At 73.4% G+C, this 21,750-nt stretch carries 19 protein-coding genes; 12 read left to right on the top strand and 7 right to left on the bottom strand.

Annotated features, from left to right (window positions below; genetic code table 11):
• Positions 1 to 92: 92 nt before the first annotated feature.
• Complete coding sequence (locus AB0J90_RS19290) at positions 93 to 593, top strand: septum formation initiator (RefSeq protein WP_363597572.1); 501 nt, start codon at positions 93 to 95, stop codon at positions 591 to 593.
• Between the two features lie 12 nt (positions 594 to 605).
• Here AB0J90_RS19290 and AB0J90_RS19295 read toward each other — a convergent pair whose 3' ends face one another.
• Positions 606 to 1,559 carry a terpene synthase gene (locus tag AB0J90_RS19295; protein ID WP_363597574.1) on the bottom strand — a complete coding sequence of 318 codons (954 nt, stop codon included), beginning with the start codon at positions 1,557 to 1,559 and terminating at the stop codon, positions 606 to 608.
• A 405-nt stretch (positions 1,560 to 1,964) separates the two neighbouring features.
• Positions 1,965 to 2,594 carry a TIGR03085 family metal-binding protein gene (locus AB0J90_RS19300; protein ID WP_363597576.1) on the bottom strand — a complete coding sequence of 210 codons (630 nt, stop codon included), beginning with the start codon at positions 2,592 to 2,594 and terminating at the stop codon, positions 1,965 to 1,967.
• Between the two features lie 162 nt (positions 2,595 to 2,756).
• On the opposite strand from AB0J90_RS19300, the gene AB0J90_RS19305 reads away from it, so the two are divergent.
• Complete coding sequence (locus AB0J90_RS19305) at positions 2,757 to 4,814, top strand: ABC transporter ATP-binding protein (protein ID WP_363597578.1); 2,058 nt, start codon at positions 2,757 to 2,759, stop codon at positions 4,812 to 4,814.
• A 32-nt stretch (positions 4,815 to 4,846) separates the two neighbouring features.
• Positions 4,847 to 6,619, top strand: a complete 1,773-nt coding sequence (locus AB0J90_RS19310; protein WP_363597781.1) for an ABC transporter ATP-binding protein — start codon at positions 4,847 to 4,849, stop codon at positions 6,617 to 6,619.
• Positions 6,620 to 6,689: 70 nt separating this feature from the next.
• Here AB0J90_RS19310 and rpsD read toward each other — a convergent pair whose 3' ends face one another.
• Positions 6,690 to 7,298: a 30S ribosomal protein S4 gene (gene rpsD, locus AB0J90_RS19315; RefSeq protein WP_363597580.1), complete on the bottom strand. Its 609-nt coding sequence runs from the start codon at positions 7,296 to 7,298 to the stop codon at positions 6,690 to 6,692.
• A gap of 75 nt (positions 7,299 to 7,373) precedes the next feature.
• Between rpsD and AB0J90_RS19320 the strand changes: the two genes are divergently transcribed.
• The gene (locus AB0J90_RS19320; protein ID WP_363597582.1) at positions 7,374 to 8,183 is read left to right on the top strand and encodes a DUF2470 domain-containing protein; all 810 of its coding nucleotides are present in this window, start codon (positions 7,374 to 7,376) and stop codon (positions 8,181 to 8,183) included.
• Here the strand turns inward: AB0J90_RS19320 and AB0J90_RS19325 are convergent.
• From AB0J90_RS19325 to AB0J90_RS19335, 3 genes are read right to left on the bottom strand one after another with little or no spacing between them, the layout of a single operon-like run.
• Positions 8,180 to 8,839: a TetR family transcriptional regulator gene (locus AB0J90_RS19325; protein ID WP_363597584.1), complete on the bottom strand. Its 660-nt coding sequence runs from the start codon at positions 8,837 to 8,839 to the stop codon at positions 8,180 to 8,182. The two genes, AB0J90_RS19320 and AB0J90_RS19325, sit on opposite strands and share 4 nt — an antisense overlap.
• 31 nt (positions 8,840 to 8,870) lie before the next feature.
• Positions 8,871 to 9,626 carry an ABC transporter permease gene (locus AB0J90_RS19330; protein ID WP_363597586.1) on the bottom strand — a complete coding sequence of 252 codons (756 nt, stop codon included), beginning with the start codon at positions 9,624 to 9,626 and terminating at the stop codon, positions 8,871 to 8,873.
• Positions 9,623 to 10,390, bottom strand: a complete 768-nt coding sequence (locus tag AB0J90_RS19335; RefSeq protein WP_363597588.1) for an ABC transporter ATP-binding protein — start codon at positions 10,388 to 10,390, stop codon at positions 9,623 to 9,625. Before AB0J90_RS19335 ends, AB0J90_RS19330 begins: the two co-directional genes overlap by 4 nt.
• 150 nt (positions 10,391 to 10,540) lie before the next feature.
• Here AB0J90_RS19335 and AB0J90_RS19340 point away from each other — a divergent pair, with 150 nt between their 5' ends.
• The 4 genes from AB0J90_RS19340 (at position 10,541) to AB0J90_RS19355 (ending at position 13,603) form a co-directional block, all read left to right on the top strand.
• Positions 10,541 to 10,927, top strand: a complete 387-nt coding sequence (locus AB0J90_RS19340; protein WP_363597590.1) for a MerR family transcriptional regulator — start codon at positions 10,541 to 10,543, stop codon at positions 10,925 to 10,927.
• Positions 10,928 to 10,992: 65 nt separating this feature from the next.
• The gene (hisI, locus tag AB0J90_RS19345) at positions 10,993 to 11,451 is read left to right on the top strand and encodes a phosphoribosyl-AMP cyclohydrolase (protein WP_363597592.1); all 459 of its coding nucleotides are present in this window, start codon (positions 10,993 to 10,995) and stop codon (positions 11,449 to 11,451) included.
• The gene (locus tag AB0J90_RS19350) at positions 11,448 to 13,007 is read left to right on the top strand and encodes an anthranilate synthase component I (RefSeq protein WP_363597594.1); all 1,560 of its coding nucleotides are present in this window, start codon (positions 11,448 to 11,450) and stop codon (positions 13,005 to 13,007) included. The genes hisI and AB0J90_RS19350 overlap by 4 nt, the downstream gene beginning before the upstream one ends.
• Positions 13,004 to 13,603: a Trp biosynthesis-associated membrane protein gene (locus AB0J90_RS19355; RefSeq protein WP_363597596.1), complete on the top strand. Its 600-nt coding sequence runs from the start codon at positions 13,004 to 13,006 to the stop codon at positions 13,601 to 13,603. The genes AB0J90_RS19350 and AB0J90_RS19355 overlap by 4 nt, the downstream gene beginning before the upstream one ends.
• Here AB0J90_RS19355 and AB0J90_RS19360 read toward each other — a convergent pair.
• Positions 13,596 to 13,862 carry a hypothetical protein gene (locus tag AB0J90_RS19360; protein WP_363597598.1) on the bottom strand — a complete coding sequence of 89 codons (267 nt, stop codon included), beginning with the start codon at positions 13,860 to 13,862 and terminating at the stop codon, positions 13,596 to 13,598. The two genes, AB0J90_RS19355 and AB0J90_RS19360, sit on opposite strands and share 8 nt — an antisense overlap.
• 409 nt (positions 13,863 to 14,271) lie before the next feature.
• Here AB0J90_RS19360 and trpC point away from each other — a divergent pair, with 409 nt between their 5' ends.
• From trpC to AB0J90_RS19380, 4 genes are all read left to right on the top strand, one after another.
• Positions 14,272 to 15,075, top strand: coding sequence for an indole-3-glycerol phosphate synthase TrpC (gene trpC, locus AB0J90_RS19365; protein ID WP_326563227.1), 804 nt, complete (start codon positions 14,272 to 14,274; stop codon positions 15,073 to 15,075).
• Between the two features lie 291 nt (positions 15,076 to 15,366).
• Positions 15,367 to 16,635, top strand: a complete 1,269-nt coding sequence (lgt, locus tag AB0J90_RS19370) for a prolipoprotein diacylglyceryl transferase (RefSeq protein WP_363597600.1) — start codon at positions 15,367 to 15,369, stop codon at positions 16,633 to 16,635.
• An 18-nt stretch (positions 16,636 to 16,653) separates the two neighbouring features.
• Positions 16,654 to 17,853, top strand: a complete 1,200-nt coding sequence (locus AB0J90_RS19375; protein ID WP_363597602.1) for an NAD(P)/FAD-dependent oxidoreductase — start codon at positions 16,654 to 16,656, stop codon at positions 17,851 to 17,853.
• A 270-nt stretch (positions 17,854 to 18,123) separates the two neighbouring features.
• Positions 18,124 to 21,450, top strand: coding sequence for a BTAD domain-containing putative transcriptional regulator (locus AB0J90_RS19380; protein ID WP_363597604.1), 3,327 nt, complete (start codon positions 18,124 to 18,126; stop codon positions 21,448 to 21,450).
• Positions 21,451 to 21,750: the final 300 nt, after the last annotated feature.

The raw sequence follows: 21,750 nt of genomic DNA on the forward strand, positions 1-21,750 counted from the left end.
TATCCCCACCTGGCCGGTGGTGCGGGTGGCGTTAACCCTCCCTTAGCGTTCCGCGGTGCCCGCCTTAGGGTTGCGGCGGGCATAGTCGGGGGATGACGAACCGTGGTCTGCTCGCCGTCGCCGGATGGCTCGCCGCCGCCGTGGCCGCCACGGTCACCGGCCTGGGTGCGGTCGAGCTGATCGGCACCGGCATCACCGGCCCGGCCGGCCCGGTCGTGGACGAGCGGGAGCTGGCGCGGGACCTGGCCGCCGCGCCCGCCGCACCGTCGTCACCGGTCCAACTCCCCACCGGTACGCCGTCAGCCGGCTCGCCCTCGTCCGGTCCACCGTCGAACGTGACCCCGACCGCCTCCGGCGGTTCCGCTGCGCGTACGCCGATCTCGACGCCGGGGGGAACGGTGGTGGCGCGCTGCGACGGCCGTACGGTCTCGCTGGTGTCCTGGACCCCGGCGCAGGGTTACGCGGTGAAGCAGGTCGACCCCGGCCCGGACGACCGGGCCGAGGTGACCTTCGAGGGCCGGGCCGGCCGGGTCGAGGTACGGGTGAGCTGCCCCGACGGCCGGCCCAGCGCCTCGGTGAAGCAGGACGACTGAACCCCGCACGACTCAGGCGTACCGGGTGGCGTTCAGGGACCAGTCGTAGGTGGCCCGGATCCAGTCCCGTCGCCCCGCCACGAACCGGGTGACCGCCGGCTCGGCGCCGTCGAGCACCTGCTCCTCCAACCGGAGGTACGCGTCGAGCCCGTGGTTGAACCGCCCCGCCGCGTCGAGCAGTGCGGTGTGTTCGTCCTGCCCGGTCTCCCGGGCGATCACCAGGGTCAGGTTGTGCCCGTCCTGTTCCAGCAGCCGCTCCTTGCCGTACGAGAAGACGTCGTTGCACCAACAGACCAGGTCGGCGGCCCAGCGGTCCAGTTCGGACAGTTGCGGGTCGGCGAGCGCCGCGGCCCCCGGCCGGGCGTCACGGGCGTGGTCGGTCAGCACGAAACTCGGATGTACGGCGCCGGTGTGTCGCCGCATCTGGATGTACTCGCTGATCGCCGGCACCCGGTGGTGCTCCCGGTTCGCGGCCTCCCAGAGCAGGGCCAGTAGGTAGTCGCGGAACCGCGCGGCGAAGCGCACCAGCAGGTCGGGCCGGTTGTCCTGGCGCAGCCGCCGGCACAGGTCGTGCAGTCCGGCGCCGGTGGGGCCGGCGGCGGCGAGTATGGCCGGTGGCGGCGGTTCACCGAGCAGGTCGAGTACGTCGAGTAGCCGGCTCACTACCGGCGACAGCCGACTCGGGTCGGCACCGAGGCCGTCGTCGTCGCACGCGTCGTCGAAGGCGAACAGCCAGGTCACCAGGTCGGTGAGCAGGTCGAGTCGATCCGGGTCGGCGTCCGGGCAGGCTCGGCCGGCAAGGTCACCGGCGTTCGCCCGGTCGAGTCGCCGGGCGGCGTCGGTCGTCACGATCAGGCCGAGTTCGGCCGCCCACCGGGCGGACCGCGCAGCCGACTCGGCGGCGTGCGGGTTGAGGTGCGCCGGAAACGGCGGCGGGGTGAGTGCCGCCACGGCGAAAGACCGCATGTTGCCCCCTGTCGCACGGGGCCCGCCGCGACAGGCGGCGACCGGGTGGCCAGACGCGCGCGGCACACTGGCCACCGTCCATCGCGGACGGACGGGCCGGCCGGACGTACGCGGCCGGGGCACCAGCGGGGGTGTGCCGGTGAGCGCCTCTAGTCACCCGATCGCTCGTGACCCGCCGCATCGGGTCCGCGCCGTTGAAGGTTGACCGAGAGGTGGACCGGACCACGGGCCGCCGGGCGGCGCGGTGTCCGGGGAAGGTGCGCGATGAAGCCTACGGGCACAGGGGGCCCAACGGGTTACCGGATCCGGTGCAAGTTGCGCGCGGGCGGCGAACCGCCGGATCGCTGCGGCCGACGGTACGTGCCGGACGGCCGGCGTACGGGGGTTCGGAAGCCGGTGCGGGGTTCAGCCGCCGAGCTTGGTGGTACGCAGCCGCTCGGTCAGCGCGTTCGAACCGGTCAGCTGCACCCGGGCCACCCGCTGCCGGCCCATCAGGAACAGCGCCAACTCGCTGGGTGCGCCGACCAGGCGCAGGGGTTCCCCACCGGCACCGGTGGAGCCCTCGCCGTAGCCGGGCGCCTGGACCACCAGCGCGGCCGGGAAGCGTCGCAGTGCCATCCGGGCCATCATCGGCAACTGCTTCCAGATCGCCGCCTGGTGGCCCGGCGACAGGTCACGGGGCTGCCAGTCCGGCTGGGCCCGGCGTACGTCCTCGTGGTGCACGAGGAACTCCAGACCGTTGGCCAGTTCGTTGACGAGCGGGTTGGTGATCAGACCCCAGCGGGGTGGGCGGCGCAGCCGGGCGATCAGGTCGTCGTACGGCTGGGCGGCCATCTTCTGCAACAGCCGCTCGGTGTACCCGGCCAGGGGGCGGATCATGATCCCGGCCGCGGCGTCCGGGCGGCGCTCCCGGAGCACCAGGTGGGCGGCCATGTGCCGGGTCTCCCAGCCCTCGTTGATGGTGGGGGCGTCCGGGCCGAGCGCGAGCAGGAGGTCGGCGAGCGACTGGCGTTCCGAATCGGCGTACCGCGGCATGTGGTCGATCGTAGGCGCGATCGGTCCGGGCGGCTCGGGTGCGGTACGACCGGCTCGGGTAAGGATTGCTGTGACGGCAGACACAATCGGACCCAGATCGTCACCGACCACCCAGATCGGTAAGGATGGGGTGGACAAGCATGGCTTACGGCGGGGGAGCGAGTGGCGAACAGGACGAGTCGGGACGTGCTCGGGCGGGGGCTGCGGGTGCTCGGCTGGGCGATCCGGGAGGAACCCCGGATCTTCGCGGTCGCGGTCAGCGGCAGCGTGCTCTTCGGGTTGGTCACGATCGCCAGCGCGTACGTGGTCGGAGCCATCGTCGGGAACGTGGTGGTGCCGTCGATCACCGACGGGCGGGCCGACGCCGGGCTGGTCGCGCTCGCCGCCGCCGCCCTGGTCGGGGTAAGCCTGTTCAAGGTGCTGGGCGTCTTCGGCCGCCGGATCGCCGCCGGTTACATGCAGTACCGGCTCCAGGCGACGTACCGGCGCCGGGTCACCCGCCGCTACCTGGACCTGCCGCTGTCCTGGCACCACCGGCACGCCACCGGAACCCTGCTCTCCAACGCCAACTCCGACGTCGAGGCCACCTGGTACCCGATCGCGCCACTGCCCTTCGCCGTGGGCACGCTGGTCATGCTGGTCGCCGCGATCGGGTCGCTGTTCGCCACCGACTGGGTGCTGGCCATGGTCGGCATGGCGATCTTCCCGGCGCTGTTCGCGCTCAACGTCGTCTACTCCCGCCGGATGGCGCCCCGTCAGGCCCGGGCCCAGCAACTCCGGGCCGAGGTCAGCGCGATCGCGCACGAGAGCTTCGACGGCGCCCTGGTGGTCAAGACCATGGGCCGGGAAGCGCAGGAAACCGCCCGGTTCGCCGTACAGGCCGGTGAGCTGCGCGACGCGCTGATCTCGGTCGGCCGGCTGCGCGGCGTCTTCGACCCGATGCTCGACACCCTGCCCAGCCTCGGCACCCTGGCCGTGCTGCTGGTCGGGGCGTTCCGCCTGCGCGAGGGCGCGGTCACCGTGACCGAGCTGGTCAGCGTCGCGTTCCTGTTCACCGTGCTGGCCTTCCCGGTACGCGCGATCGGCTGGGTGCTCGCCGAACTGCCGCGCAGCGTCGCCGGCTGGGACCGGGTCCAGCGGGTCCTCACCGCTACCGGCGACATGCCGTACGGGCAGACCGTGCTGGACCGGCACGACAACAAGCCCGCAACCCTCGTCTTCGACCGGGTCGAGTTCGGCTACGAACCCCCGGACTGGGCCGACGCAGGTCTCGGCGGCCCGACCGGTGCCGCCGACCCGGGCGGCCCGACCGACCCGGCCCGCGTCACCGCCCCCGCCGACCCCTCCCCGTCCGGTGAGCTGGTCGCGCCGGAGCGGGTGCGCTCGGCCCGGATCCCGGTGCTGCACGAGGTCTCGTTCACCGTCCCGCCCGGCCGCACCGTCGCCCTGGTCGGGCCGACCGGCTCCGGTAAGTCGACCATCGTCTCGCTGGCCGTACGGCTGGTCGACCCGCAGTCCGGCACGGTGAGCCTGGACGACGTCGACGTACGGTCGCTGACCGCCGGATCGCTCACCGACACCGTGGCCCTGGTGGCGCAGGTGCCGTTCGTCTTCGACGACACCGTCCGGGCCAACATCACCCTCGACCGGCCCGGCATCGAAGACGAGGACGTCTGGGCGGCGCTGCGGCTGGCCGAGGCGGACGGCTTCATCTCCGCGCTGCCCGAGGGGCTGGACACCATGGTCGGCGAGCGGGGCACGTCGCTGTCCGGCGGGCAGCGCCAGCGGCTCACCCTGGCCCGCGCGTTGGCCGGACGGCCGCGCCTACTGGTGCTCGATGACGCGACCAGCGCGGTCGACCCGCGGGTCGAGGCGGCCATCCTCGCCGCGTTGAGCCGGGGTGGCCCGCCCACCGGGGCCGACGGGTCCACCGGCCCGGCCGCCTCGATCCTGGTGGTGGCGTACCGCCGGGCCACCATCGCCCTGGCCGACGAGGTCATCTACGTCGAGCAGGGCCGGGTGATCGCCCGCGGCACGCACCCCGAACTGCTGGCCACCGTGCCGGGCTACGCCGACCTGGTCACCGCCTACGAGAAGGCGGAGGCCGAACGAGAGCGGGAGAAGGCGTACGTGGACGAGCCGGTCGAGCCCGATCCGCCGACCGGTGCCGGTGCACGTGACGTCACGGTCGACGGCGACATCAGCGAGGTGGTCGCGTGAGCACCGACACGGCAACCGCCACCGCCACCGCCATCGGCGGCACCGAGGCGACCGAGGGCACCTGGCGTACGCTGCGGCGCGGCCTGGCGCTCTCCCCCGAACTGCGTACCGGTCTGGCCGGCACGCTCGCCTTCGCGCTGGTGTCGATGATCGGCCGGGCGGCCGTACCGGTGGCGATCCAGCAGGGCATCGACCGCGGCCTGCGCGCGCCCGGCGGCCCGGACCTCGGCGTGGTCGGCGTGGTGGTCGCGGTGACCGCCGCGGTGCTGGTGCTGACCACGATCTGCGGCTACCTGATGATGCGCCGGCTGTTCACCGTCAGCGAGACGGCACTGGCCGGGGTACGCACCCGCGCCTTCCGGCACGTGCACGACCTGTCGATGCTGCACCAGCAGTCGGAGCGGCGCGGCTCGCTGGTCTCCCGGGTCACCAGCGACGTCGACCAGATCACCCAGTTCCTCCAGTGGGGTGGCGTGATCCTGCTGATCAGCGCCGGCCAGGTGGTGGTGACCGCGATCGTGATGGCGGTCTACTCCTGGCAGCTCACGCTGGTGGTGTTCGCCGCTTTCATCCCCGCCCTGCTGGTCATCCGCGCCTTCCAGAAGCGGCTGGCCCAGGTGTACGGCGTGGTCCGGCAGCGGATGGGCGCCCTGCTCGGTGCGATCGCGGAGAGCGTCGTCGGCGCCTCGGTGATCCGCGCGTACGGCGTCTCCGGGCGGACCGCGGCCCGGATCGACGAGGCCATCGACGGGCAGCGCACCGCCCAGCAGAAGGCCATCCGGACCAGTGTGGTCAGCTTCTCCACCGGCGAGATCTCCGCCGGCCTGGCGCTCGCCGCGGTGGTCGTACTCGGGGTCCGGCTTGGCGTCGACGGAACGCTCAGCATCGGCCAGCTCACCGCGTTCCTGTTCCTGGTCACGCTCTTCATCCAGCCGGTGCAGATCGCCACCGAGGTGCTCAACGAGGCGCAGAACGCGGTTGCCGGCTGGCGCCGGGTGCTCGACGTACTCGACCTGGCCCCGGACGTGGCGGACCCCGGTGAGCAGGGCGTGGACCTGCCCGAGGGGCCGATCGAGGTACGGTTCGCCGAGATCGGCTTCGCCTATCCGGGCGGCCCGCCGGTGCTCTCCGACATCACCGTGGACATCCCGGCGAAGAGCCGGGTCGCCGTAGTGGGCGAGACCGGCAGCGGCAAGACCACCTTCGCCAAGCTGCTCACCCGGCTGATGGACCCGACCACCGGCACGGTGCTGCTGTCCGGCGCCCCGCTGGACCGGGTGCGGTTCTCGTCGCTGCGTTCGCGGGTGGTGATGGTCCCGCAGGACGGCTTCCTGTTCGACTCGACCGTGGCGGAGAACGTCCGCTTCGGCCGTCCGGGCTGCTCGGACGAGGAGCTGGCGGCCACCTTCGCCGAACTCGGCCTGTCCGACTGGGTCGACGGGCTGCCGGACGGGCTGCACACCCGGGTGGGCGAGCGCGGCGAGGCGCTGAGCGTGGGGGAGCGGCAGCTTGTCGCCCTGGCGCGGGCGTACGTGGCCGACCCGGACCTGCTGGTGCTGGACGAGGCGACCAGCGCCGTCGACCCGGCGACCGAGGTACGCCTGCAACGCACCCTGGACGCGGTCACCCGGGGGCGGACCACGGTGGCCATCGCGCACCGGCTCTCCACCGCCCAGGCCGCCGACGAGGTGATCGTGGTCGACCGGGGCCGGATCGTCCAACGCGGACCGCACGACGACCTGGTGCTTGACCCCACCTCCACCTACGCCCTGCTCTACGCCTCCTGGCTGGAACAGACCCGCTGACCCGGCTCGGATCCGGAGCACCTGGTGCGGGGTTGACCACCAGGTGCCCCGGATCGACGGTGGGTACGGGTCAGCGGGAGTAGAACTCGACCACCAGCTGCTCGTCGCAGATGACCGGGATCTCGCGCCGCAGCGGCGGGCGGATCACGGTCACGGTGAGGTCGCTGAGGCTGACCGAAAGGTACGGCGCGGTCCGCTCGCCGACGTGCGCACCAGCGGCGGCGAGCTGGAACGGCGGCTTGCGCAGGCTGCGCTCGCGTACGCGGATGGTCTGGCCGGGTCGCAGCCGGTAGGACGGTCGGTCGACCTTCACTCCGTCCACCGAGAAGTGCCCGTGTGCCACGAGTTGCCGGGCCTGGTAGATGGTGCGGGTCAGGCCGGCCCGGAGCACCACCGCGTCGAGGCGCCGTTCCAGCAGCGTGACCAGGTTCTCGCCGGTCTTGCCCTCGAGGCGTACGGCGTCGTCGAAGGCCCGCCGAAGCTGGGTCTCGCTGACGTTGTACTGGTGCCGCAGGCGCTGCTTCTCCAGCAGTCGTACCTGGTAGTCGGAGGTCTTGCGGCGCGAGCGGCCGTGCACGCCCGGCGGGTACGGCCGGCGCTCGAAGTACTTCACGCACTTGGGGGTGAGCGGGATGCCGAGGGCGCGGGAAATTCGGACCTTGGGTCTTGCCTGGTTCACGTGGACGTCTCCCGGGTTTGTAGGTTAGCCTGCCCTAACTTAGCCCACCCTAATTCACCCGCCGGAGGTACGGTCATGCAGCCCAGTCCCGCCGAGGTCGCCCGCACACTGGCGGCCGGTCGACTCGCCGGCACCGCGTACGTCGCCAACCACCCGGGGCCGCACCGCACCCGGCACGTCACCGACGCGCTCGGCCGGGTGCTGTTGCTGGTCTCGGTCGTCGACGACCTGGCACTCGCCCTGCGGCCGGAGCCCGGCACCGACGACACCGCACTGGTGCTCGACGTACGCGACCTGCCACCGGCCGCCGGCTCCCCGGCCCTGGGCCGGGTCTGGATCTCGGGCTGGGCCGCCGTGCTCGAAGGTGCCGAGGCCCGTCAGGCCGCACTGGACTACGCCGACGTCGACCCCACCGGTGACCTGCTCGACGTCGGCGGCCGGTTCGCGCTGTACCGGTTCGAGCCGGCCGAGGTCCGGTTGGAGCGCGACGCCGACACCATCCACATCGACCCGGCCGAGTACGGCGCCGCCGAACCGGACCCGCTGCACCACCTGGAGCGGGAACTGCTGGAGGACCTGGCCGACCACCACCAGGCGGAGATCACCGAGTTCGTGCTCCGGCAGCTCGGCGAGCCCGCCGCCCGGCACCGGTCCGGGCCGTCGCCGCGGGTGGTCCGGCTCGACCGGTACGGCTTCGTGGTGATGCTCGGCGAACCGGGTTCCCGCTACCGTGCCCGGCTCGCCTTCCCCCGCCCGGTACGCGACCACGCCGACCTGGTGCACCTGCTGCACCCGGTCCTCTGGCCGGGCCGACACAGCCAGCCGGCCAGCCTGAGCCCGGCCGAGCCGAACTCCGCCGACGTGAGCCCGGCCGGACCGAACTAGACCACGTCGGCGGCGGGCTCCACGTCGGTCGTCGGTTCGACGCCGGTCACCGGTTCGAAGACGCCGGTCAGCTCGCCGGTCAGGTAACGCTGCACGGTCGGGGCGATGGCGGCCACGACGACCTCGGCCGGCGTGTTCGCCAGCGGCTCGATCCTGAGCAGGTAGCGGGCCATGGCCAGGCCGACCAGTTGGGAGGCGACCAGGGAGATCCGCAACGGCATCTCGGCCGGGGACAGGTCCAGTCCGGCCACGACCCGCCGCAGGATCTGGGTGACCACGAAGTCGCGCATCAGCCGGGCGGCCCACTCGTTGCTGATCACCGACCGGAGCAGGGCGACGCCGGCCGCACCGGCGGGCGAGTCCCAGATCCGCAGGAAGGTGCGTACCAGCCGTTCACCGATGCCGTCCGAGCCGCCGGCCACGACCTGCGGCAGCAGTTCGGACGGGTCGAAGGGCACGTTCATCACGGCCAGGAAGAGCTTGTCCTTGGTGCCGAAGTAGTGGTGGACCAGCGCCGGGTCCACCCCGGCGCCGGCCGCTATCGTCCGGATCGACGCACCGTCGATGCCGCGTTCGGCGAACGCGTCGCGGGCCGAGGTGAGGATCGCCTCGCGGGTGTCGGGATTACCCGGCCGCCGTCCGGTCCGTCGTGCCATCGCCGTCCTTCGTCGTTCCTGTTCCGCGTGGTCAGCCGGTCCGCCGCCGCAGCGTGGCGGCGGCGAGGACCAGGGCCACCAGTACGGCACCGAGCACGACCACCAGGTCACGCCACATCGTGCCGGTCGGTTCGGTGTGTGCGCCGACCTGTTGCAGCGCCTCCACCGCGTACGACAGCGGCAGGACGTCGCTGACCGCCTGCAGCCAGCCGGACATCTGCCCACGGCCGACGAACAGACCACAGAGCAGGATCTGTGGTAGCACCACGACCGGCATGAACTGTACGGCCTGGAACTCGGTCTGCGCGAAGGCGCTGCAGAGCAGCCCGAGGGCGACACCCAGCACCGCGTTCACCACGGCGATCAGGATGACCAGACCGGCGGCACCGGCGGTGTCCAGATCGAACAGCCAGTACGCCGCCCCGGCGGCCACCCCGGCCTGGATCGCCGCCGCCAGGCCGAATGCGATGCCGTAGCCGAACAGCAGGTCGAGTTTGCCCAGCGGGGTGGTGAGCAGCCGTTCCAGCGTGCCGGAGGTGCGCTCGCGCAGCATCGCGATGCTGGTCACCAGGAACATGATCACGAACGGGAAGACGCCGAGCATGATCAGCGCGATCCGGTCGAAGGTGCTCGGCTGGCCGGGCACCGTGGGCTGGTCGGCGAACATGAAGTAGAGCAGGGCGAGCAGCACGGTCGGCACGACGACCAGCAGCGCGACCGTACGCCGGTCGTGCCGCAGTTGGCGCAGGATCCGGCCGGTGGTCGCGGCCAGCAGTCTCGGGTTCATCGGGTCACCGTTCCCTCGGTGGTCACCGGGGTCGCCAGCGTCTCGCCGCGTTCCGCTTCGGTGCGTCGGATCAGCCGGAGGAACGCCTCCTCCAGGTCGTCGGTGCCGGCGCTGGCGCGTACGGCCTCGGGGGTGTCGTCGGCGATCAGCCGGCCCTGGCGGATCAGCAGCAGCCGGTCGCAGCGCGCGGCCTCGTCCATCACGTGGCTGGAGACGACCAGGGTGGTGCCGGCGGCGGCCATGGCGTGGAACCGGTCCCACAGCTCGGCCCGCAGCACCGGGTCCTGACCGACCGTGGGTTCGTCGAGGATGACCAGGTCGGGTCGGCCGACGATGGCGCAGGCCAGCGATGCCCGGCTGCGCTGACCGCCGGAGAGTGTGCCGACGAGCTGGGTTGCCGCCGAGGTGAGGCCCACGTCGGTGACCGCCTGGTCGGCGTCGGTGGCGGAGCGCCCCTGCAGGGCGGCGAAGTAGCGGGCGTTCTCGCGGACCGTCAGGTCGGTGTAGACGCTCGGCGCCTGGGTCAGGTAGCCCACCCGGCGGCGCAGCGAGGCGGTGCCGGCGGGCTCGCCGAGCACGGTGACCGTGCCGGAGGTGACGAGCTGCACGCCGACCACGGCCCGCAGCAGGGTGGTCTTGCCGCTGCCGCTCGGGCCGAGCAGGCCGGTGACGCTGCCCTTGGGCAGGGCGCAGGTCAGGCCGTGCAGCACCCGTCGCCTGCCGCGTTCGACGACGAGGTCGGTGACCTCGATCGCGGGGTTCATGGCGCCTCCTCAGATAAATTCAACGCTTGATGAACTCAACGCTAGTTGAAATCTTGCCGCCCGGCAATCGACCCCGAGTCCGGTTCCCGACCGGGCCGCCAAACGCACACCCCTTGACTTCGAGCGCACTCGAACTGGGAACCTGTATCGATGGACGCCCGACTGGACGAGACGACACTGACCGTCAGCGAGGCCGCCGACCGGGTCGGTCTCACCGCGTACACGTTGCGCTGGTACGAGCAGGAGGGGCTGGTCGCGCCGGTCGGGCGGGACTCCGCCGGACGGCGGCGCTACACCGGGAACGACGTCGACTGGCTGATGCTGCTCACCCGGCTGCGCCGCACCGGCATGCCCGTACGCGACATGCGCCGCTACTCCGAGCTGGCCCGGCAGGGCGACCAGACGCTGGGCGCGCGACGCGAACTGTTCGAGGCCCACCGGGACCGGGTGCTGGCCCGGATGGCCGAGCTGGAACAGGACCTCGCCGTACTCAACTTCAAGATCGAGGTGTACGGGCAGCTCGAACGGGCTGGTTAGCGGCGCGGCGCACTCCGGACGGTACGGGTGGACGACCCCCGCCCCCGGTGCGGAACAATCGGTTCGTGCCCGTACCTGAGCTGCCGGTAGCCGCCCCACCGGCCACCCCACCCGTCACCCCGACCGCCCCGCGCCCCGGCCCGGACGGCCCCGCCACCGGTCTCGACCCGGCGATCGCCGCCCGCCTGCGCCGTGGCGCCGACGGGCTGGTCGCGGCCGTGGTCCGCCAGCACGACTCGGGCGAGGTGCTGATGGTCGCCTGGATGGACGACGAGGCACTGCACCGTACGCTCACCACCGGCCGGGCCACCTACTGGTCGCGCAGCCGCCGCGAGTACTGGGTCAAGGGCGCTACCTCCGGCCACCACCAGTACGTACGCTCGGTCGCGCTGGACTGCGACGGCGACGCCCTGCTGGTCAGCGTCGACCAGGTCGGCCCCGCCTGCCACACCGGCAACCGCACCTGCTTCGCCGACGACCTCCCGGTCACCGGCCTGATCGAGACGCCGGGGGAGCGGGCATGAGCCAGACCACCGGTGCGGTCAGCCCGGACGAGGCGACCTTCGTCGCACTGGCCGGCAGCCGGCGGGTGGTGCCGGTGACCCGGCGGCTGCTCGCCGACGGGGAAACCCCGGTCGGGGTCTACCGCAAGCTGGCCGGCGGCCCGGGGACCTTCCTGCTGGAGTCCGCCGAACAGGGCGCCGGACCGGGCGGCGCCGCCTGGTCGCGGTACTCGTTCATCGGCGTACGCAGCAGCGCGACCCTGGTCGAGCGGGACGGTGAGGCGCACTGGCTCGGTACGCCCCCGGCCGGGGTGCCGACCTCCGGCGACCCGGTGGCGGCGCTGCGGGAGACCGTCGCCGCGCTCACCGGACCGGGCACCGATCCGGTGGCCGGGCTGCCGCCGCTGACCGGTGGCATGGTCGGTTACCTCGGCTACGACTTCGTCCGCCGGCTGGAACGGCTGCCGTCGCTGGCGCTCGACGACCTCGGCCTGCCCGAGCTGGGCATGATGCTCGCCACCGACCTGGTGGTGCTGGACCACTTCGACGGCTCGGCGATCCTGGTCGCCAACGCGGTGCTGCCGGCGCCCGACGAGCCCGACCGCGCCGGGCGGGTGCTGGCCGCGTACCACCAGGCGGTCGGGCGGTTGGACGCGATGACCACCGCGCTGTCCCGGCCGATCCCGCCGATGATCTCCACCGTGGCGAGCCCGCCCCCCGGCGACGTGCTCTGCAACACCCCGGACGGGGACTATCCCAAGGCGGTGGAGGTCGCCAAGGAGGCGATCCGGGCCGGTGAGTGCTTCCAGATAGTGGTCAGCCAGCGCTTCGAACGCGACACCGTCGCCGACCCGCTCGACGTCTACCGGGTGCTGCGCAGCACCAACCCGAGCCCGTACATGTACCTGCTGCGTTTCGACGGCTTCGACATCGTCGGCTCGTCGCCGGAGGCGCACCTGAAGGTGACCGCCGCCGAGGGTGGCGCCCGCCGGGCGATGCTGCACCCGATCGCCGGCACCCGCCCGCGCGGCGGTACGCCGGAGGAGGACAACCGGCTCGGCGCCGAGCTGCTCGCCGACCCGAAGGAGCGCTCCGAGCACGTGATGCTGGTCGACCTCGGCCGCAACGACCTCGGTCGGGTCTGCCGGCCCGGCACCGTCGAGGTGCCGGAGTTCGCCACCATCGAGCGCTACAGCCACGTCATGCACATCGTCTCGACCGTGGTCGGCACGCTGCGTGCGGACCAGACCGCGTTCGACGCGCTGGCCGCGACGTTCCCGGCCGGCACCCTCTCGGGCGCGCCGAAGGTACGCGCGATGGAGATCATCGAGGACCTGGAGCCGACCCGGCGCGGGCTCTACGGCGGCACCGTCGGCTACTTCGGCTTCGGCGGTGACATGGACATGGCCATCGCCATCCGTACCGCCCTGATCCGGGACGGGCGGGCCTACGTGCAGGCCGGTGCGGGGATCGTCGCCGACTCCGACCCGTTGGCCGAGGACCTGGAGACCCGGAACAAGGCGGCTGCCGTACTGGCTGCCATCGCCGCCGCCGAGACCCTGCGGCCGGCCCGATGAGCGAGCAGCCCGTCGCGGCCCGGCCGGCGGATCCCGGCCGCCGGCAGTTGACGTACGCGGTCCTGCTCTGTCTGGCCGGGGCGGGTCTGGCGCTCTACGCCGCCACCCGGACCTGGTCGGTCGAGATCACCCCCAGGCCGGCGCCGCTGTCGGCGCTGCGGGACGCGCACACCGGCGGCGGGCTGCTGCCCTGGCTGCCCGCGCTCGCCCTGGTCGGGCTGGCCTCGGCCGGCGCGCTGCTGGCCACCCGCGGCCTCGGCCGCCGCCTGGTCGGCGCGCTGCTGGTGCTCGTCGGGCTCGGCGTGGCGGCCGGCGGCGGGTACGGACTGACCGGCACCGACCGGGGCGAGACGAGCCTGCACTGGCCGGTGCTCTGCGCGCTGGGCGGTCTGCTGGTCGCCGCGGCGGGGGTGCTCACCGCCGGGCGGGGGCACACCTGGCCGGCGATGGGGGCACGCTACGAGCGGGTACGCCCCGCCGCCCCGGCCACCGGCCACGGCGCCGTCGCCACCGGGACCGGCGGCCGGGTCGAAGCCGGCCGGACCGTCGCCGCCTGGGACGCGCTGGACCGGGGCGAGGACCCGACGGTCAACTGACCGGCGATCCGGTCCGTTCATCGTCCGGGGCGCTGCGGGGAGCGGTCAGCGCGGCCACCATGGCGCGGATCTCGGCCCGCTGGTGGGCCCGGTCCCGGTCGGCGCAGATCGCCGCCCAGGCGTTGCCCCGGGCGGTCCGCACCCGTGCGTCGCCGACCACGGCCCGCTCCACCGAGTGCACCACGCCGATGGCCACGGACGCGACCGCCCGCGGGATGCTGATCAGATCGATGGTCGAGCCCGGCCCGGTGCTGCTCATGATCCACCCCGCACGATGATCGATCGGACGTGTTCGCGGCCATCCCGCGACCAGTCTGCCCGACCCCGATCGTGCCCAGACGGTGTTTCGAACCGGTGACCCGCGGGTCAACTGTGGCCGACGGGAGCGCTGCCGGGGGCGGATCGGCGGGCTGCGCCGCGCGCCCGGGCATGGTGTGATTACCCGATGACCGTCGATGGTGCCGGTGGCAGTGGGTGATAGCCCGCTTACCAGAGGTCGGCCATTATGCCCGAGCCCACCTGGTGAGGTGCGCCATACCCCCCGGCTCCGGCCCTACCCCGGCGCCCCCTAGCATCGGCCCATGACGCCCGGAGAGGGGAGTCCGTTGGTGACTGCTGAGCATCCGCACGCGGAGGGGGACGGCGCTGGTTCGACCGCGCCCGTCAGCGTGCTCGACGAGATCCTGGCCGGAGTCCGAGAGGACGTCGCCCGCCGACAGGCGGAGATCCCGCTGGAGCGGATCCGGGAGCTGGCTGCCGCCATGCCCCCACCCCGCGACGCGTACGCCGCCCTGCGCCGCCCCGGTGTCGGGGTGATCGCAGAGGTCAAGCGCTCGTCGCCGTCCAAGGGGCAGCTCGCCGAGATCGCCGACCCCGCCGAGTTGGCCGGCGAGTACGCCGGCGGCGGAGCCCGCTGCATCAGCGTGCTCACCGAGGGGCGCTGGTTCGGCGGATCGCTGGCCGACCTCGCCGCGGTCCGGGCGGCGGTGGACATCCCGGTGCTGCGCAAGGACTTCGTCGTCTCCAGCTACCAGGTGCACGAGGCCCGCGCCCACGGCGCCGACCTGGTGCTGCTGATCGTCGCCGCACTGGAGCAGAACGCGCTGGTCGGGTTGCTGGAGCGGATCGAGTCGCTCGGCATGACCGCGCTGGTCGAGGTGCACGACGAGGACGAGGCGGACCGGGCGCTGGACGCCGGTGCCCAGGTGATCGGCGTCAACGCCCGCAACCTGCGCACACTCGAGGTCGACCGTTCGGTGTTCGAACGGATCGCCCCCGGCCTGCCGAACAGCGTCGTCAAGATCGCCGAGTCCGGCGTACGCGGACCACACGACCTGATCCGGTACGCCTCGGCCGGCGCCGACGCAGTGCTGGTCGGCGAGGGTCTGGTCACCCAGAAGAGCCCGCGTGAGGCGGTGGCCGAACTGGTCAACGCCGGCAACCACCCGGCCACGCCCCGACCGGTCCGCTGACCCGAGCGCACCCGACCGGCGCCTGTCGGTGCACCGAACCGGCGACCGCCGCCGGTCACGTACCACCGCTGCGGCGGGTCCGTACACCTCGTACGGGCCCGCCGTTCGGCGTAACCCGTCTCGACATCCGCCGTGAACCGGCCGGTGGTTCACCCGATCACTGCCCGGGGCGTCGAGGTGAGCGGTTTCACAGACAAACGCGCACGACTGTGCATTGCCGGGGACACCCGCGCAGAAGCCGACCGGCCCGGGGTGCCGCGACGACCCCGTACGGCGGTACCGTGTGCAATCGTGACCCTAGCCTCAGTGTCCCCGCTGGCAGCCCTGCCCAGTCCGAGCACCGCCGTCTGGCAGCTCGGACCGATCCCGATCAGGGCGTACGCGCTCTGCATCGTGCTGGGCATCGTCGTCGCCGCGGTGGTGACCGAATACCGGCTCCGCCAGCGTGGCGTCGCGCCCTGGGCGATCTTGGACGTCGCGGTCTGGGCGGTGCCGTTCGGCATCGTCGGCGCCCGGATCTACCACGTGATCACCTCGCCGCAGGCGTACTTCGGCTCCGACGGTGACCCGATCCGGGCCCTCTACATCTGGGAGGGCGGGCTCGGCATCTGGGGCGCGGTCGCCGGTGGCGCGGTCGGGGCCTGGCTCGCCGCCCGGCAGCTCGGCATCCCGCTGACCGTGGTCGCCGACGCGCTCGCCCCCGGCCTGCCACTGGCGCAGGCGGTCGGCCGGTTCGGCAACTGGTTCAACAACGAGCTCTTCGGCGGCCGGACCACGCTGCCGTGGGGCCTGGAGATCCACCGGATGGACTCCGGTAACCCGGGCCACGCGCTGCTCGACGAAAACGGCAACCCGATCCTCGAACCCGGCCTCTACCAGCCGACCTTCGCCTACGAGGCGCTCTGGAACGTCGGCGTCGCCCTCTTCGTCTACCTGGTCGACCGCAAGCTGAAGCTCGGCCGGGGACGCGCCTTCGCCCTCTACGTGATGGGCTACACCGTCGGCCGGTTCTGGATCGAGATGCTCCGTACCGACCAGGCCAACGAGATCCTCGGCGTACGGCTCAACGTCTGGACCGCCGTGGTCGTCTTCCTCGGCGCGCTGATCTACTTCCTCCGGGTCCGCGGGCCGCAGGAGTTCCTGGTGCCGGTCTACGCCGGCTCCACCACCACCGCGCCGAGCGACACCGATGCCGACGACACCGACGGCGAGACCGGCTCGATCAGCGACATCTCCCAGGTCGACCTCTCCCGGCGTACGGTGTCGAAGGATCCGAACGCGCTGCCCGAGGCGTACCGGGTGGTCACCGAGGAGCAGTACCGGACCTACCAGCGCACCGGTGAGCTGCCCGAGCAGGAACACGGCGCGACCGGTGCACCCGACCGGCTCCTCGACGACCTGGACGACCTCGGCGACGACGAGCCGGACGACGTGCACACCAGCGTGCGCGACGAGGACGACCCGCACGACGACGGGGACGACGACCAGGCCGGTGGTACCGGGCAGGCGCGGGCAGGCGCCGCGCCGCCGGGATCCGCCACGGACCGCGACAACAGCTGAGCGGGAGGAACCGCAGCCATGCGTACGGCCGTGGTGGTGGGCGCCGGAATCGGCGGTCTGGCCGTCGCCGGTGCCCTGGCCCGTTCCGGCTGGCAGGTCACCCTCCTGGAACGGGGCGACCGGCTGCGGGCCGAGCGCACCGCACTGGTGCTCTGGCCCAACGGCGTACGGGCGCTGCGCGCACTCGGGCTCGGTGACGGGCTGGACGCGATCGCCACCGCCCTGCCCGACGTCGGCGTACGCCGACCCGACGGCCACTGGCTGGTCCAGCCCCGCCCGATGATCGACGAGCGGGCGCCGGTGGTGGTGCACCGCGAGGACCTGCACGACGCGCTGATCGCCGGCCTCGGTGACCAGGTCGACATCCGTACCGGGGTGCAGGTGCGCACCGTACGGGCGGCGCCGGCCGAGCGGCCGGCGGTCGGCGACGGGCGCAACGAGTTCGAGGCCGACCTGGTGGTGGCCGCCGACGGGGTGGACAGCGCGGTCCGGCACCGGCTCGCACCGGAGGCGACCGTGGTCAGCTCGGGCTCGGCCGCCTGGCGGGCGGTGATCCCCTGGTACCGGGCGCCGAAGCTGCCCGCCGACCGCCCGGTCAACGGCGAGACGCTCGGCGCCGGTTACCGGTTCGTCGCCATCTCGCTCGGTGACCGGGGCTCGTCCGGCGGCTCGACCCGCGGCGGCATCTACTGGGTGGCGACCGCTGCCGGCGCGTCCCGCCCCGAGTCGCCCGAAACCCAGCTCGCCCTGCTGCGCCGCTGGTACGCCCACTGGCCGGCACCGATCGGGGACCTGCTCGCCGCGACCGAGCCGGACGACCTGGTCCAGCAGGAGGTACGCGAGCTGCGTCCACTGCCGAAGGAGTTCGCGTACCCGGTCGGCCCCGGCGGGATCGTGCTGCTCGGCGATGCCGCGCACGCGATGCCGCACCACCTCGGCCAGGGCGCCTGCCTGGCGTTCGAGGACGCGGCGACGCTCCGCTCGGCGGTACGTGACGCGGTACCCGGCGAGGCGTTGCGCACCGCGGTCGAGTCGTACAGCCGGGTACGCCGCCCCCGCGCGGTCACCGTCGTACGGCAGACCCGGCGGATGTCGGCGGTGTTGCAGAGCCGGGGCCGGCTGGCCCTGCGCGCCCGTGACGCCGCCCTGGGCACGATCACTCCCCGGCTGATGGGCAGCGCCGCCACCGCGGCGGCGGCCTGGCGTCCACCTGCGTAACCGCCGTGACGGCATCGACGGAACGGTTGTCCCCGCATCCCGGCCTCCGGGACGGGGCAACCTTCGGGCCCGTCCGGTATGGCACCCTCGGACCGGCGCCCACCCCGGACCGTGGGGGTTGGCGCGGTGGCTGGTGTCGCGCCGTCCGAGCGGTGTGCGAATTCGCCCGGTTCGTTGTCCGATCGGGCCGGACGGGGGGATTACCTCCGGGGCGGCCGACGGCGCAGACTACCCGGGACTGAAAGCGAGGGCTTCCAGGTGCGGGGTAGTGTGCCCGTTCAGCAGACCGCCGTGGGGCCGGGACACCGGGCCCGACGCGCGGTGCGGTTGCTCGGGCCGGTGGAGCTGATCGGCCCCGACGGTCCGGTCCCGCTCACCGACGAGGTACGCCGGTTGCTGGGCCTGCTCGCCCTCCGGGTCGGCCAGCCGGTCGCCGCCGCCGACCTGCGTGGCGTACTCCCGTCCGGGGTGACCCCGGCGACGCAGTCGCTCGACGGTGCCGCCGCCGAACTCGCCGCCGCGTTGGATCTCGCCGGTCTGCCGAACTCCGTCGTGGCGCACCCGATCGGCTACCTGCTGCGCCTTTCGGCACGTCGGGTCGACGTACAGCGTTTCACCCGGCTGCTCACCCGGGCCCGGCGGCGGATGGCGGCGGAGCAGTGGGCGGTGGCGTTGCCGCTGTTCGACGCCGCGCTGCGGCTGTGGCGGGTGCCGTTGCACGGCGAGCCACTGGGCGGCGACTCGCCCCGCCCGTCCGGTTGGGTGGCCGGCGAGGTGGGTCGGCTGGTGCAGAGCCGGATAGCCGCGATCGAGGAACGGTGGGAGTGTGCCCTGCGGCTCGCGCTCGCCGCCCAGGCAGCGGCCGGGCAGCCCGCGGTGGACCGCGCCTCGGTGATCGACGGACTGGCCGCGGCCCGCACCGCCGTCGCCGCGGTCGGTGAGCTGGAGGCGGCGCTGGCCCGGCACCCGCTGCGCGTACGGCTGTGGGAGTTGCTGCTGGTCGCGGCGGCAGTCGGCAGCGGCCGGCGGTCCGCGGCCCGGGTCGAGCAGCGGGCCCGGGAGACGTTCCGGGAGCAGCTGGGTGTCGAACCGGGCGAGCGGCTGCGCGCACTGGCCGCCGCCGCCCAACGCGGTGACCTGGCCCAACGCTGGCCCTCGACGCACGGCTCCGACCCGGTGTCCCGGTTGGTCGACCGGGCCAAGTCCCAGGCCCCGCTGCCGGTGCCGATGACACCGCTGCTCGGCCGGGACGCGCTGCTCGCCGTGGTCAACCAGCGGCTCGCGACGCAGCGCCTGGTCACGTTGACCGGTCCCGGCGGTGCCGGCAAGACCCGGCTCGCGGTGGCCGCGGCCAGCCGGTTCGGCGCCGCCTGGTTCGTCGACCTCACCGCCGTGGAGAGCCCGGTACGCGTACCGGAGGCGGTCGCCGCAGCCCTCGGCGTACGGGCGGAGCCGGGGCGGGACGTGGCCGACACCCTGGCCGAGGAGATCGGTTGGACCCCGGCCCTGCTGGTGCTGGACAACTGCGAACACCTGGTCGCCGGGGTGGCCGAACTCGTCGACCGGTTGCTGCACCGCTGTCCGGGGCTGCTGGTGCTGGCCACCAGTCGGGTCCCGCTGCGGTTGCACACGGAGGCGGTGGTGGCGGTGCCGCCGCTGGCCCTGCCGCCGGACGCGACCGGCAACACGATCGCCTCGCTGGCCAACCATCCGGCCACCCGGCTCTTCCTGGACCGGGCCCGGTCCAGGTCCGGCCGGCCGGTGCCGGAGGCGAGCGCCGACGCGGTCGTCCAGCTCTGCGCCGAACTCGACGGGTTGCCGCTGGCCATCGAACTGGCCGCGGCGCACACGTCGGTGCTCGGCGTCGGTGAGATCGTCGCCCGGCTCCGTACGGACCTGCGCCTGCTCGCCAGCCCGGACCCGACCGCGCCGGAGCGGCACCGGACGCTCACGGCAGCGGTCGAGACCAGCGTCGAGCGGCTGGATTCCGCCGCAAGGGCCCTGTTCGAGCGGCTCGCGATCTGCCCCGGCGGCTTCGACGCCGAAACCGCGCGGGCCATCGCCGGCCCGGACGCGCCGGACGCGCTCGCCGCGCTGGTCGAATCGTCACTGGTGGTCGCCGCACCACTGGCCGCGCCGCCACTACCGGCCACCCTGCCACCGGCCGTCGCGCCGCCCGCGGCGCCACCGACGGTGCACCTGCCGCCACCACCGTGGTCACCGACCCCCCTGCCCGACCCGTCGGCGCAGCCGGCTGCGCCGGTCGCCGCGCCATTGCTGTTCCCGGCGGCGCTGGCGGCACCCGAGGCACTGGTCGACGACCCCCCGCTGCCGGTGCGCTACCGGATGCTCGCGCCGATCCGCCGGCACGCGCTGGCCCGGCTCGCCGCCGGGTCGGGGGAGACGGCCGCCCGTACCGCGCTGGCCGCGCACTGCCTGGCCCTGGCCGAGCACGCCGACGCCCGCCTGCGCGGCCCCGAGCAGGAGTGGTGGCTGCGCCGGCTGCGCGCCGAGGAGGCGAGCATGCGGGCGGCGATGGGCTGGCTGTCCGAGGCCGGCGCGGGCGCACCGCCGTACGCCGAACTGCGCCTCGCCGCCGCGTTGGCCCGCTACTGCCGGCTCGACGGGCACTACCGCGACGGTCACCGCTGGCTGGCCGAGGCGTTGCTCCGGCATCCGGACGCACCCGCACCGATGCGGGCCGGAGCAGGTGCGGCGGCGGCGATGCTGGCCATGCTGAGTTGCGACTACCCGGCCGCGACCGGGCACGCCGAGGCGGCGCTGAGTGCGTACCAGCAGGTGGGCAACCGGGCCGGGGTGGCGCGTGTCCTGCTCACGCTCGGCTCGATCGCCCGCGAGCAGGCCCGCTACGTCGAATCCACCGTGTACCTGGCCACCGCCGCCGCCACCTTCGCCGAGTACGGCGACGAGTGGGGCGAGGCACAGACCGCGCAACTGCGCGGCTTCACCGCCTGGCTCTCCGGTGACCTGGACCGGGCCGACTCGCGCCTGTGGGTCAGCCGCCGCTGGTACGAGCAACTCGGCGAGCCACGGGCCGAGGCCGAGACGCTGATGAACCTCGGCGCGGTGGCTCTCTACCGGGGCGACACCGACCGGGCGGCGTCGCTGCTGGACGTGGCGTTGCGGCGCTACTCCGTACTCGGGTTCCCGGAGGGGGTGGGCTGGGCGCACAACCTGCGCGGGCTGGTGGAACTGCGCGGCCGGCGTACGGATCGGGCGGCGGCACACCTGCTGACCAGCCTCGCCGCGCACCGCCAGGTCGGCGACCGGTGGCGTACGGCCAGCGTGCTGGAGGCGTTGGCCGAGGTGGCCCGGCTCGACGGCGCCCCCGGTCGGGGCGCCCGCCTGCTTGGCGCCGCGGCCCGGATCCGGGACGAGATCGGCGCCCCGGTGCCCGCCTGTGAACGCCCCGACACCGAGGCCACCGCGCGTGCCCTTCGCTCCCAACTGGGCGAGGCTGCTTTCCGCGCGGCACACGAGTACGGCCGCGACGCCCCGTTGGACACCCTCCTCACCACCACCCCGGCCCGCCCCGACCGCTCCCCGGGCCGCCACGCCCTCCCCCGAACCGGCTGACCCTAGGCTGGCTGGGTTTGGGCCCGCCGTGCCTGCTGGGGGTGGGTTGAGCCTGCCGTGCCTGCTGGGGCTGGGTTGGGCCCGCCGTGCTTGCTGGGGCTGGGGCTGGGTTGAGCCTGCCGTGCTTGCTGGGGTGGGTTGGGCCCGCCGTGCCCGGCGAGCGCCGTCACGCTTGATCCGCTCGCCGGTCACGGCGGGCCCAACCCCGCTCTGCTTCCTGCCCGGGTATTGGGGCGTTGATCATGAAGTTAGCGACACTGCCGAGCTGATTTTTCGTCGTTAACTTCATGATCGACGGGT

The organism is Micromonospora sp. NPDC049523, from assembly GCF_040676775.1.
In the GTDB taxonomy this organism is placed as follows: Bacteria; Actinomycetota; Actinomycetes; order Mycobacteriales; family Micromonosporaceae; genus Micromonospora_G.